The following is an 11,766-nucleotide window of genomic DNA, read 5'->3' as shown; positions in this document are numbered from 1 at the left end:
AGGGCGGTCGGGTCCGCCCGATGGGTCAGTCCTGGCGCTCGACGTCCGTGCCGGGCCCGCCGGAGAGCGTGTCCCGGTCGGGTCCGCCGTACAGCTTGTCGTTGCCGCTGTTGCCCCACAGCTGGTCGAAGCCGCTGTTGCCCCAGAGGGAGTCGTGGCCCGCGCCCCCGTACAGCAGGTCGTCGCCGCGACCGCCGTACAGCGTGTCGTTCCCGTCGTCGCCGCGCAGGATCTGGGTGCCGTCGCTGCCCTGGACGACGTCGTTGCCGAGGCCGCCCTCCACGATGTCGCCGGTGGTGTGGACCGTGTCGTTGCCGTCGCCGGCGAACACGAACGATGCCGGGCCGACCGTGAGGGTGTCGTCGCCCGCGTCGCCCCAGACGGTGCTGCCGTCGACGGTTCCGGTGTTCGTCAACCGGTCCTTGCCCGCGCCCAGATGAATGGCGTTGCTGTAGTAGGCCTGGCCGGTGGTGTTGTTCACGGTGGCGCTGTCGTCGCCGTCGGCGAGGGCCATGGTCAGCGTGGAGTACGGGTCCTGGGTGTCCAGGGTGGGGACCGTGCAGGAGACCACGGTCAGGTCCGCTCCGTCGGGGTGGGTGCAGCCGGTGCCCGCGTCGATCGGGACGACGTCGTCGATCACGTACGTGAGGTGGGTGAGGCCGCTGCTCTTCGTCTCGGTGACGGTCACCTTGTTGGTCTGGCCGGCGGCGGCCGTGTAGAGGACCTCGCGGCCGGCGTCGTCGACCGCGGCGGTGGCCCGGGAGGCCGCGGCGCCGGCCGCCGGAGCGAGGACGAGCGGCAGCGCCAGCGCGGTGCCGAGACCCAGCGTCAGGGCTGCGGCGGTGCGGGGCGAGCGGCGACTTACGCGGTGCGAGGACATGCCATAACCTCCGTGCTGCACAAGCGAGTTGTGCGATAGCTGGTGTGACGGCCTGTGTGACCTCCGGTGTGTGCCCGTGGTTGCCCCTGGGGAGCGAGGGCACTGAGTTGTCTCCTCGGGTTCTCCGGGCGTTCAGCCCGAACCCGCCGGGCCGATGCAAGCGAGCGAACGATGGAAGCGACCGAACCGACATGAGCGAGGTTTCGATGCCCGCACCTCAGACGCTGGTAGGACTGGCCCTGGCAGCGGTACTCACCGCCCCGGCGGCCGCGCACGCGATATCGGCCGAAGGCCCCCAAGTACCGCCCCGCAAGACCCACTTCGACCTCCAGGCTCACCGTGGCGGCCTCGGCCTGACCACCGAGTCGTCCCTCGAAGGGTTCGGCAAGGCGCTGCGCCTCGGGGTCTCCACGCTGGAGCTGGACACCCAGATCACCAAGGACCTCAAGGTCGTCGTCACCCACGACCGTCAGGTCAACGCCACCAAGTGCCGCGACACCGGACCCCTGACGCCGGGCGACCCGATGTACCCGTACGTCGGGAAATACATCAAGGACCTCACCCTCGCCCAGATCAGAACCATGGACTGCGGCTACCAGCAGCTGCCCGGCTTCCCCCAGCAGGAGCAGATCAAGGGCCTGCGCATGGTCGAGCTCAAGGACGTGCTCGGCCTGGTGAAGCGCTACCGCGCCAAGCAGGTCACCCTGAACATCGAGACGAAGATCGAGGCGGGCGCGCCCGAACAGACCGCGCCGCGCGAGCTGTTCGTCCGCCGGGTGTACGAGGAGATCCACGCCTCGGGCATCGAGCGCCAGGTCAGCATCCAGTCCTTCGACTGGGGCGCGCTCATGGCCATGCACAGGCTGGCGCCGAAGTGGCCGCTGGTCGCCCTCACCAACTACGACTTCCTCCAGGTCGGCAAGCCCGGCGCCTCGCCCTGGCTCGGCGGGATCGACGCCGACGACTACGACGGCGACTTCGTGAAGGCCGCCGCCACCATCGAGGGCGTCACGACCCTGTCCCCGAACTACGGCTTCCCGCAGAACGGCAAGGTCGGCGACCCGGGCTTCCGCTTCTACGCCGACCGCTCCATGACCTCGGCCGCGCACGCCCGTGGCCTGAAGGTCGTCCCGTGGACCTGCGACGACCCCGCCACCATCGAGGCCCTGATGGACATGGGCAACGACGGCATCATCACCGACTACCCCGACCGCGTACGCCAGATCATGGCCGACCGCGGCATGCGCCTGCCCAAGGCCTACCGGCCGCGCTGAGGCTCGTTCGGGGATCCCCGTGCCGCTGGTTTCGTGTGTCTTCGAGGGAGAATGGGAGACAAGTGGGAGATGATCTCATGTGACCAGTGGACAACTGCGGCCGACCAGGGCCAACTTGGCACGGGGAGACGGATCATGAACATTCCGTTCTTGGAGAAGTGGCGCAAACGCCAGGCAGACGCCCGGGGTGCGGGCCTCGCCGCCGCGTTCGAGGAGGATCCGGCAGGCGTGGCCGAGCTGCTCTCCGAGTGCGAGCTCCTGCGCTCCCAGGCCCAGCGCGCGGGCCTCGAACTGGACGACAGCCCCGCGTCGTTGGAGGCGCTCGACCAGCTGCCGCCGCGCTGGCGGGACGACCCCGAGGCGCTGCCCTGGCTGGGCAATGACGCCGGGCTCTACCTCGGCACGGTGCTCGTGCGCACCGTGCCGGGCGCGTCCTGGCACGTCTGGCCCGGCGGCCACCCCGTGGTCCGGCTGGCCTCGGGCCGGTCGGTCCAGGTGGTCGAGGCGGGCCTGGAGTGGGCGGTGAGCGGAGCGCCGGAGCTGTCCCAGGTGTACGCGGAGGCCGCCGAGGCCTGACGTATCCGTACGTGGCCCCGCCCTCCAGGACTTGGCCCGCCCCGCCCAAAAGTCCTTGCCGCAAATACGGTTAATGCCCTATAAGTGCGTGTCGCCTATTAAGTCCCATATTGCGCCGGATAGTTTGCGCGGACTGCGACACGAGCGATGAGTGGGTAGGGCTGGGCATGGCCGTCGATCCGTTGATCGAGCTGCGGGACGTCAACAAGTACTACGGGGAATTGCATGTCCTGCAGGACATCAATCTCACCGTCGGACGCGGGGAGGTGGTGGTGGTCATCGGCCCGTCCGGCTCGGGCAAATCAACGCTCTGCCGGACGATCAACCGGCTGGAGACGATCCAGTCGGGACAGATCAGCCTGGACGGCCGGCCGCTCCCCGAGGAGGGGAAGGCGCTGGCGAAGCTCCGGGCCGAGGTGGGGATGGTCTTCCAGTCCTTCAACCTCTTCGCGCACAAGACCGTTCTGCAGAACGTCTCCCTTGCGCAGGTCAAGGTGCGCGGCCGCAAGAAGGACGAGGCCGACAAGCGGTCGCACGAGCTCCTGGAACGCGTGGGCCTCGAGGCACACGCCGAGAAGTTCCCGGCGCAGCTCTCCGGCGGCCAGCAGCAGCGCGTGGCCATCGCCCGCGCCCTGGCCATGGACCCGAAGGTGATGCTCTTCGACGAGCCCACCTCGGCCCTCGACCCCGAGATGATCAACGAAGTACTCGAGGTCATGCAGCAGCTGGCCAGCGACGGCATGACGATGGTCGTCGTCACGCACGAGATGGGCTTCGCCCGCTCGGCCGCCAACCGCGTCGTGTTCATGGCCGACGGCAGAATCGTCGAGGACCGCGCCCCCGAGGACTTCTTCAACAACCCGGAGAGCGACCGCGCCAAGGACTTCCTCTCCAAGATCCTCAAGCACTGAAGGCGGGGTGCGACTACTCATGATGCGTACGACACGTGTGCTCGCGGTGCTCACCCTCGCCGCCCTTGCCGCAGCCGGCTGCGGCAAGGAGGGCAGCCCGCCGACCAAGGGACCCAAACCTGAGGACCTGCCCAAGTACCAGGTGGCGCAGGGCTTCCAGCTCACCGACTCCGGCACCTGGAACAAGGCCAAGCGGCGCGGGCACCTCGTGGTGGGCGCCAAGGAGGACCAGCCCTACCTCGGTGAGAAGGACCCCGCGACCGGGACGTACTCCGGTTTCGACATCGAGATCGCCAAGATGATGTCGGCGTCCCTCGGCTTCGACCCGAAGTCGATCGAGTTCAAGACGATCGCCTCGGCCAACCGCGAAACGGCCCTGCAGAACGGGCAGATCGACTACTACGTCGGCACCTACACCATCAACGACAACCGCAAGAAGCTCGTCGGCTTCGGCGGCCCGTACTACATGGCCGGCCAGGGCCTGCTCGTCAACAAGGACAACGACGACATCCACGGGCCCGGGGACCTGAACGGCAAGAAGGTCTGCTCGGCCGCCGGTTCGACCCCGTACCAGCGGATCCAGGCCGACTACCCGAAGGCGATCCTCGTCGCGTACGACACGTACTCGATCTGTGTCGACAACCTGCTGACCTACCAGGTCGACGCCGTCACCACCGACGACACGATCCTGATGGGCTACGCGGCCAAGGTGCCCGACGAGCTCAAGCTGGTCGGCAAGCCCTTCTCCAAGGAGCCCTACGGCATCGGCGTACCGAAGGGCGACAACACGCTGCGCTTCGCCCTCGACGACGCCATCGAGGCGCACGAGAAGAACGGCGACTGGAAGAAGGCCTACGACGTCACGCTCGGCCTGTCCGGCGTGCCGGCGCCCACACCGCCCGCCATCGACCGCTACCCGGCGAGCTGAGGGGGCACCGGACATGAACGTACTGACGGACAACTTCTCCACCTATGGCAAGGGGTTCCTCGGAACTGTCGAACTCACCATCTACGCCTCGCTGTTGGCGCTGGTGCTCGGATTCGTCATGGCATCCTTCCGGGTCTCCCCGGTCGGGTCCTTCCGGGTCTTCGGCACCGTGTGGGTGGCGATTCTGCGCAACACCCCGCTGACGTTGCTGTTCTTCGCGGTGCTGCTCGGGCTGCCGCGCTTCGGACTCGTGCTGCCCTTCAAGGTGTTCGCGGTCCTCGCGCTCGGCTGCTACACCTCGGCCTTCATCTGCGAGGCGCTGCGCTCGGGCATCAACACCGTGCCCAAGGGGCAGGGCGAGGCGGCCCGCAGTCTCGGGATGAGCTTCAGCCAGACCCTGTCCCAGGTCGTCCTGCCGCAGGCCTTCCGGTCCGTGATCCCGCCGGTCGGCTCCAACCTGATCGCCCTCGCCAAGAACTCGGCGATCGCCGGCGCCTTCAGCGTCACCGAGCTGCTCGGCACCTACAAGACGCTCAACGAGCTGGGCTACAGCATCATCTGGACCTTCGTCTGGATCGCCCTCGGCTACCTGATCATCACTCTCACCATCAGCGCGCTCTTCAACATTCTTGAAAAGCGCTGGGGGGTTGCCCGATGAAGGCCCTCGACCACGACTCCAACGCCCTCTACGACATCCCGGGGCCCAAGACCGAGCGCCGCCACAAGCTGTACGGCGCCGCGTCGACCGTGCTGATCCTCGGGCTCGCCGGCTGGATCCTCTATCTGCTGTTCGACACCGACCAGTTCACCGTCACCAAGTGGCGGCCCTTCGAGTACAAGGGCATTCAGGAACTGCTGCTCAAGGGCCTCGGCAACACCCTCAAGGCCTTCGCCATCGCCGCGGTGCTTTCCCTGGCCCTCGGCACGGTGCTCGCGGTCGGGCGCCTGTCGGACCACAAGCCGGTGCGCTGGGTGGCCACCCTGATCGTCGAGTTCTTCCGCGCCATGCCCGTACTGGTGATGATCTTCTTCGTCTTCGTGGCGCTGAAGGTGCAGCCGCTGCCCGCCCTGGTCGCGGGGCTGACGCTCTACAACGGCTCGGTCCTCGCCGAGGTGTTCCGCTCCGGCGTCAACTCCGTGGAACGCGGGCAGCGGGAGGCGTCGTACGCCCTCGGCATGCGCAAGACGCAGGTCATGAGTTACGTCCTCGCGCCGCAGGCCGTCCGGGCCATGCTGCCCGCCATCATCAGCCAGCTGGTGGTGGCCCTGAAGGACACCTCGCTCGGCTATCTGATCACGTACGAGGAGTTCCTCCATGCCGGGAAGCTGATCGCGTCGAATCTCGACTACGATTTGCCGTTCATCCCGGTCGTGATGGTGATCTCGCCGATCTACATCGGGATGTGCATGCTTCTCTCCTGGTTCGCCACCTGGGTGGCCAAGAGGCAGAAGCGCAGTCCCAAGACCGAGGCCGTGGACGTGGCACCGGCCGAACCCGGGACGCTGCTGCCAGGTGTGCAGTAGCTCGTAGAGCCAAGCCCGACCCGGCAGCAGCCGGTGATCACTTCTCGCGCAGGAAGGTCACTTCTCGCGCAGCGGGACCGACAGGTACGACGGGTCGGCCGCGGGAGAGGAGAAGGTCAGCTGCGCGCCGGTCGGGTTGTGCTCGATGTAGAGCGGGTCGACCGTGTCGACCACCACGGCCAGCTTGTGGCCGGCCGGTACGTCGTAGGCCGTGGAGAACAACTCCAGGTCCACGCCGAACGGCTGCCCGGGCGTCTTGCCGTGGAAGGTGTACGGCGCGTTGGAGACCAGCTTGCCGAGGCCGAGCGGGCCCACGTCGTAGAGGTAGGCGACGAGGGTGCCGCTCTCCTTGGTGCTGGTGACCGTGGTGTGCAGCTTCGCCGTACCGCGTACGTGCTGGTCCGTGGCGTACCGCTCGGACTCCCAGACCCCGGCGAACATCCGCGGCAGCAGCGGGATCGACGCCATCGGCGGGATCTTGAGGATCTGGTCCAGGGCGTTGGAGAGCAGCGTGATGCCGCCGTTGGCGCCCGAGTCGATGTTCGCGTGGATCCGCTGGGTGGAGCCGAGCTCGATCTTGCGGCGGTCCGCGCCGACCGACTTCCAGTCCGGGTAGCCCTCGTAGCCGCCCGTGGTGCGGGACTTGAGCTGGACCGGCTGCTCGCGGTCGATGCCGTTGTCCGCGCCCTTGAGGTAGTGGTCGAACCAGCGCTGGGTGTCCGTCCAGACGTCGTTGGGCAGACCGAACAGGCCCGTCGCCTCGGCCGTCGCGTGGTCGCCGGGGCGGAACTCCAGGCGCTTGGGGCCGGTGAACTTCTCGTAGAAGTCGGCGTACTGGTTGGGCGGGAAGAGCGTGTCGCCCCAGGCGTTGCCGAGCATCAGGGCCGGCTTGTTCTGGTTGAGCTTGTCCAGGTAGGTCGCGGGGGAGCGCTTCTTGCCCCAGTCGATCATTTCCTGTTCCTTGGCCAGGTTCGAGCCGAGGAAGTCCTTGAGGGTCTGCTGGAGTTCGGGCCCTGGTCGGCCGGTGAGGAAGCCGGCGCCGCCGAGCAGGGCTGCGGCCTGCAGATGCTGGGTGCGGCCCGAGTAGATCGAGTCGATCAGGTCGGCCCAGCCGCTCATCGCGGCAACCGCCTTGATCCGCTTGTCGTGCGCGGCGGCCAGCAGGCTGATGCCCGCGCCGTACGAGACGCCCGCCATGCCGATCTTGTCGGCGTCGGCGGGGGTGTTGGCGAGCGCCCAGTCGATGACCTTGGAGGCGTCCGCGATGTCCCGGGGGCCGGCCGTCTCGATCTCGCCGCCGGACTGCCAGAAGCCCCGGGAGTTGTAACCGACCACCACATAGCCGGAGTCGGCGAGCTTCTTGGCCTGCGCGACGTACTCGATCTGGGGCATGGCCCAGCTCGTCGGGAGCACGATCACCGGGTACTTGGTGCCGGTCTTGGCGCCGGTCGGGGTGAAGACGTTGGCCTTGAGGATCGTGCCGCCGTCGCCGGCGATGTCGACGAAACGTACGTCGGAGGAAGCAGCCGTCGCGGCCTGCCGGGCGGGGGCGGCCTGCGCGGCAGGGGCCAGGCCGAACGCGGCGCCCGCCACCAGCGCGGCCGAGACCGTACCGATCGACGTCGTGCGCAGGGCCTTGGGTGCGTGAACCACGGGTCACTCCTCACTCGTCCAGTGCAAAGTGACCCGACGGTAACCTCGGGCGTTTACCCGAGGTAACCCGTCGGTAAGTTACGCGCGGGTAACGATTATTGGCCAGGCTGCTGGACTATTGGCCCGACTGCTGGCCGTGCAGCGCGCTCTTGGCCTGCCACTCGGCGTAGGTCATGTTCCATTCGCCGTAGCCGTTGCCGAGCTTCGCCTGGCCCTTGGAGCCCGGGCCCGTGACCTCCACGGGGTCGCCGACCTGCGCCTGGGCGTAGATCGAGTCGGCGTCCGACTTGCTCATGCCGACGCAGCCCGAACTGTTGTTCTTCACGCCGAAGTTGCCGTTGTTCCACGGGGCGGCATGCATGTACATACCGGACCAGGTCAGCCGCATCGAGTCGTCGACCATCTTGTCGTAGGCGTCGCCGAGGCCCACGGACTGGGAGGTCATGTTGATGGTGCCCTCCTTGGCCATGAGGACCATCTTTCCGCTCCAGGAGGCCTTTTCGCCGCCCGGAGTTCCGGCCGCGACGGGAACGGTCTTCACCGTCTTGCCGTCCTGCACGAGGGAGAGCTGCTTGGTGCCCAGGTCGACCTTGAATTCCTGGTTCTTGCCGATGGTGAAATCGGTGTCGTAATCGCGGACGAACCAGCCGCCGCCGTCACCGGAGTTGATGCCGTTGAGATCGGCGTCCAGTTTCACCTTCGTACCGGACTTCCAGTGCTCCTTGGGCCGCCAGTCGATGCGGTCCTTGCCGGAGTAGTCCTCGACCCAGCCCCAGGAACCCTCGGTGCTGTTCGAGGTGGTCACCTTGAGGTGCTTCTCGATGTCGGCCTTGTTCTTCACCGGGTTGTCGAAGACGAGCGAGATCGGCTGGGCGACGCCGACCGTGGTGCCCTTGCCCGGGTACATGTTGAGCTTGTTGACCTTCGCGGCCTTCTCGGTGCCGAAGGACTGCTCGGCGGTGCGGCTCTGGTCGTCCTTCACCTGCACCTTGTACTGCGTGGCGGGGGACGTGACGCGCTCCGAGGTCCAGGTCTTGCCGTCGGCGGATATCTTGCCCGACAGCTTCCCGCCCTTGGTGTCGCTGACCGAGACGTCCGAGAGCTTGCCGTCGGCGAGGGTGATCTTCACCGGCTCGCCGGCCTTGGCGTTGTCGCCCTGGAGGTTCACCGAGATCTTGGCCGTCTTGTCGGCCTTCAGCTCGGCGGCGCTCTTGCCGGAGCCACCCCCACAGGCGGTGAGTGCCAGGGCCAAGACCGCGGTGCCGGCGAGTGCGGCGTGGCGGACGTGGCGCGAACGGCCGGGGCGGCCGGGCTGGGTGTGGCGACGTATGCGGCTCAACGGGAGACCTCCATTGCAATCTCTGTCCGAAGGGGATGAGTCGATAGCCGGACTTTAGGTTGCCAAAGAAGCTGAAAAACTCCTGAATCCGTGTGTGACGTGGATTGCAGGGCAACCGTCGCGGTCCGGTCACATTCCGTGGGACTCCGCGGGACTCCGTGGGATTCCGTGGGACTTTCGCCTCCCGGGAAAGGCCGAAAGGCCCTGGGGGACGGGGAATTGGTGTGCCCCCGATCTGCCCCGGATCGAGTCGCGCGAGGGGCGCCGCGTACCCTGCACCTCTTATGACCACCTCCGCCACGACCGCACCCGAGCAGGCCGCGCCCGCCTCCATAGGCCGCAGCAGTGCCCTGATGGCCGCCGGGTCGCTCGTCTCCAGGGCCACCGGGTTCGTGCGCTCCGCAGTCGTGGTCGCCGCCCTCGGCACCACGCTGCTCGGCGACGGGTACACCGTCGCCAACGTGGTGCCGAACATGCTGTACGTCCTGCTCATCGGCGGAGCGCTCAACGGCGTCTTCGTGCCCGAGCTGGTGCGGGTCGCCAAGGAACACAAGGACGGCGGGGCCGCGTACACCGACCGGTTCCTCACCGTCTGCCTGACGGCACTCGTCGTGATCACGGCGGCCGCGGTGCTCGCCGCGCCGCTCCTCGTGGACGCGTACACCGACTACACCGGGCAGCAGGCGGAGCTGACGACGGCGCTCGCCCGGTACTGCCTGCCGCAGATCTTCTTCTACGGCCTGTTCACCCTGCTCGGCCAAGTGCTCAACGCGCGCGGCAGATTCGGCGCCATGATGTGGACGCCGGTGCTGAGCAATGTCGTGATCACGGCCGTCTTCGGGTTCTATCTCGCGGTTGCCGCGGGCGGCGACACGCTCAGTTCCGGTGAGGCGCGGCTGCTCGGGTGGGGTACCACCGCCGGGATCGCCGTCCAGGCCCTCGCGCTGATCCCCGCGCTGCGCGGCTCCGGGTTCCGGTGGCGGCCGCGGTTCGACCTGCGGGGGAGCGGGCTCAGGCGGCCGCTCAGGTCGGCGGGCTGGCTGCTGCTGCTCGTGCTCTCGAATCAGGGCGCGTACTGGGTGGTGACGAAGCTCTCCACGACCGTGGGGCACCGGGCGGTCGACTCCGGTGTCGACGGCGGCGCCGGATACATGGCGTACAGCAATGCCCAGCTGCTGTGGGCGGTGCCGCAGGGCATCGTCACCGTCTCGCTGGTCACCGCGCTCCTTCCGCGGATGAGCAGGGCCGCCGCCGAGCAGGATCTGCGGGCGGTTCGCGCCGACGTGTCCTATGCGCTGCGGTCGTCCGCCGCCCTCGTCGTGCCCGCGAGCTGTGCGCTCCTCGCGCTCGCGCCGTGGCTGATCGGGGCGGTGTACGGGTACGGGGCGGCCGGGGCCGACGATGTCGCGGTCATGGCGGGCATGCTCATGGCGTTCGCGCCGGGGCTCGTCGCCTTCTCCGGGCAGTACGTCCTGTCCCGGGGCTTCTACGCGATGGGCGACACCCGCACCCCGTTCTTCCTGAACCTCGTGATCGCCGGGCTCAACGCCCTTCTGTCGTACGTCGCCTATCTGCTGCTGCCCACCCGTTGGGCGGTGACCGGCATGGCGGGGGCCTACTCGGTGGCGCTGTTCGCCGGGTTCGCCGTGACCGCGTACACCCTGCACCGCAGGCTGCCCGAGCGGACGGCGGGCCCCGGTGCGCTCGGGGCGCATCTGCGGCTCCTCGCGGCCGTCGTACCGGCGGGGGCGCTCGGATACGGAGCCGCGCGCCTGGTCGCGGGGGCCGGGGACTTCGTGGCGGCGGGGGCCGGCGGGGCGGTGCTGCTCGGCGTGGTGGTGCTCCTCGCGCGGCCGCTCGGGATTCCGGAGATCGGGGCGATGCTCGGCAAGGTCACCCGGCGCGTGGGACGTTAGTCACTGTTGGCAGCTTTGATGCGCCTATTGGGCGATTCATAGAATTTGTCCGGCAATACTGAGTGCCATGCCACGTCTGCTCCTCATAGAAGACGACCCCTCCGTACGCGAAGGGGTCGCGCTCGGACTGCGCCGTCGCGGCCACGAGGTGCGGGCGGCCGCGACGGGCGAGGCGGGGCTCGCCGCGCTCAACGAGTTCCAGCCGGAGCTGGTGCTGCTCGACCTGATGCTGCCGGGCCTCAACGGCGTCCAGGTCTGCACCCGCATCCGCGAGGCCGGCCAGCTCCCGATCATCATGCTCACCGCACGCGGCGACGACTTCGACGTGGTCATCGGCCTGGAGGCCGGCGCGGACGACTACATCGTCAAGCCCGCCCGCACCGAGATCATCGAGGCCCGCATCCGCGCGGTGCTGCGCCGCCACGCGAGCCACGGGACGCGCCAGGACGTCGAGTTCCACGGCGAGCTCGCCATCGACCGGGCCGGGCTCACCGTGGCCAAGGCGGGGGAGCGGATCTCGCTCGCCCCCTCCGAGCTCAAGCTGCTGCTGCATCTCGCGGGCGCGCCCGAGCAGGTCTTCAGCCGCCAGCAGCTCCTCGAATACGTCTGGGAGCACGACTACCACGCGGACGCGCGGCTCGTGGACGCGTGTGTGCGGCGGCTGCGCAACAAGGTCGAGGACGTGCCGGGCAGCCCCCGCTACATCCAGACCGTGCGGGGCTTCGGGTATCGGTTCGGGCCGCTGTGAGGTCGCTGCCGGGGGCG

The 11,766-nt window shown here is 68.2% G+C and carries 11 protein-coding genes; 8 read left to right on the top strand and 3 right to left on the bottom strand.

Annotation, left to right across the window (positions count from 1 at the left end; genetic code table 11):
* Window positions 1-25: 25 nt before the first annotated feature.
* Entirely contained in the window at window positions 26-880 is an 855-nt protein-coding gene (locus OG430_RS11235) for a calcium-binding protein (RefSeq protein ID WP_327352310.1), read from the bottom strand.
* A 191-nt stretch (window positions 881-1,071) separates the two neighbouring features.
* On the opposite strand from OG430_RS11235, the gene OG430_RS11230 reads away from it, so the two are divergent.
* The 6 genes from OG430_RS11230 to OG430_RS11205 all read left to right on the top strand — a co-directional run bounded on the left by OG430_RS11230 (window position 1,072) and on the right by OG430_RS11205 (window position 6,093).
* Window positions 1,072-2,154, top strand: a complete 1,083-nt coding sequence (locus OG430_RS11230) for a glycerophosphodiester phosphodiesterase family protein (protein ID WP_442816470.1) — start codon at window positions 1,072-1,074, stop codon at window positions 2,152-2,154.
* Window positions 2,155-2,289: 135 nt separating this feature from the next.
* Window positions 2,290-2,730: a DUF6278 family protein gene (locus tag OG430_RS11225; protein ID WP_327352309.1), complete on the top strand. Its 441-nt coding sequence runs from the start codon at window positions 2,290-2,292 to the stop codon at window positions 2,728-2,730.
* Between the two features lie 167 nt (window positions 2,731-2,897).
* A complete protein-coding gene (locus OG430_RS11220) occupies window positions 2,898-3,641 on the top strand; it encodes an amino acid ABC transporter ATP-binding protein (protein WP_327352308.1) in 744 nt (247 codons plus the stop codon).
* Between the two features lie 19 nt (window positions 3,642-3,660).
* Window positions 3,661-4,569: a glutamate ABC transporter substrate-binding protein gene (locus OG430_RS11215; RefSeq protein ID WP_327352307.1), complete on the top strand. Its 909-nt coding sequence runs from the start codon at window positions 3,661-3,663 to the stop codon at window positions 4,567-4,569.
* 13 nt (window positions 4,570-4,582) lie between these two features.
* Window positions 4,583-5,227 carry an amino acid ABC transporter permease gene (locus tag OG430_RS11210; RefSeq protein ID WP_327352306.1) on the top strand — a complete coding sequence of 215 codons (645 nt, stop codon included), beginning with the start codon at window positions 4,583-4,585 and terminating at the stop codon, window positions 5,225-5,227.
* Window positions 5,224-6,093, top strand: coding sequence for an amino acid ABC transporter permease (locus OG430_RS11205; protein WP_327352305.1), 870 nt, complete (start codon window positions 5,224-5,226; stop codon window positions 6,091-6,093). The genes OG430_RS11210 and OG430_RS11205 overlap by 4 nt, the downstream gene beginning before the upstream one ends.
* A 57-nt stretch (window positions 6,094-6,150) precedes the next feature.
* On the opposite strand, the gene OG430_RS11200 is transcribed toward OG430_RS11205, so the two are convergent.
* Both OG430_RS11200 and OG430_RS11195 read right to left on the bottom strand, forming a co-directional pair.
* Complete coding sequence (locus tag OG430_RS11200; protein WP_327352304.1) at window positions 6,151-7,746, bottom strand: alpha/beta fold hydrolase; 1,596 nt, start codon at window positions 7,744-7,746, stop codon at window positions 6,151-6,153.
* A gap of 115 nt (window positions 7,747-7,861) precedes the next feature.
* Entirely contained in the window at window positions 7,862-9,085 is a 1,224-nt protein-coding gene (locus tag OG430_RS11195) for an Ig-like domain-containing protein (protein WP_442816469.1), read from the bottom strand.
* Between the two features lie 284 nt (window positions 9,086-9,369).
* On the opposite strand from OG430_RS11195, the gene murJ reads away from it, so the two are divergent.
* Both murJ and OG430_RS11185 read left to right on the top strand, forming a co-directional pair.
* Window positions 9,370-11,001, top strand: a complete 1,632-nt coding sequence (murJ, locus tag OG430_RS11190) for a murein biosynthesis integral membrane protein MurJ (protein ID WP_327352303.1) — start codon at window positions 9,370-9,372, stop codon at window positions 10,999-11,001.
* 67 nt (window positions 11,002-11,068) lie between these two features.
* Window positions 11,069-11,749: a response regulator transcription factor gene (locus OG430_RS11185; RefSeq protein ID WP_327352302.1), complete on the top strand. Its 681-nt coding sequence runs from the start codon at window positions 11,069-11,071 to the stop codon at window positions 11,747-11,749.
* Window positions 11,750-11,766 lie beyond the last annotated feature (17 nt).

It is taken from the genome of Streptomyces sp. NBC_01304, assembly GCF_035975855.1.
In the GTDB taxonomy this organism is placed as follows: Bacteria; Actinomycetota; Actinomycetes; order Streptomycetales; family Streptomycetaceae; genus Streptomyces.
This window is presented reverse-complemented; position numbering and strand designations above follow the sequence as displayed.

Excerpts from the sequence above, each read along its gene's own strand:
- OG430_RS11235 (WP_327352310.1), bottom strand. The coding sequence starts at position 880 with ATGTCCTCGCACCGCGTAAGTCGCCGCTCGCCCCGCACCGCCGCAGCC.
- OG430_RS11230 (WP_442816470.1), top strand. The coding sequence starts at position 1,072 with ATGAGCGAGGTTTCGATGCCCGCACCTCAGACGCTGGTAGGACTGGCC.
- OG430_RS11225 (WP_327352309.1), top strand. The coding sequence starts at position 2,290 with ATGAACATTCCGTTCTTGGAGAAGTGGCGCAAACGCCAGGCAGACGCC.
- OG430_RS11220 (WP_327352308.1), top strand. The coding sequence starts at position 2,898 with ATGGCCGTCGATCCGTTGATCGAGCTGCGGGACGTCAACAAGTACTAC.
- OG430_RS11215 (WP_327352307.1), top strand. The coding sequence starts at position 3,661 with ATGATGCGTACGACACGTGTGCTCGCGGTGCTCACCCTCGCCGCCCTT.
- OG430_RS11210 (WP_327352306.1), top strand. The coding sequence starts at position 4,583 with ATGAACGTACTGACGGACAACTTCTCCACCTATGGCAAGGGGTTCCTC.
- OG430_RS11205 (WP_327352305.1), top strand. The coding sequence starts at position 5,224 with ATGAAGGCCCTCGACCACGACTCCAACGCCCTCTACGACATCCCGGGG.
- murJ (WP_327352303.1), top strand. The coding sequence starts at position 9,370 with ATGACCACCTCCGCCACGACCGCACCCGAGCAGGCCGCGCCCGCCTCC.
- OG430_RS11185 (WP_327352302.1), top strand. The coding sequence starts at position 11,069 with ATGCCACGTCTGCTCCTCATAGAAGACGACCCCTCCGTACGCGAAGGG.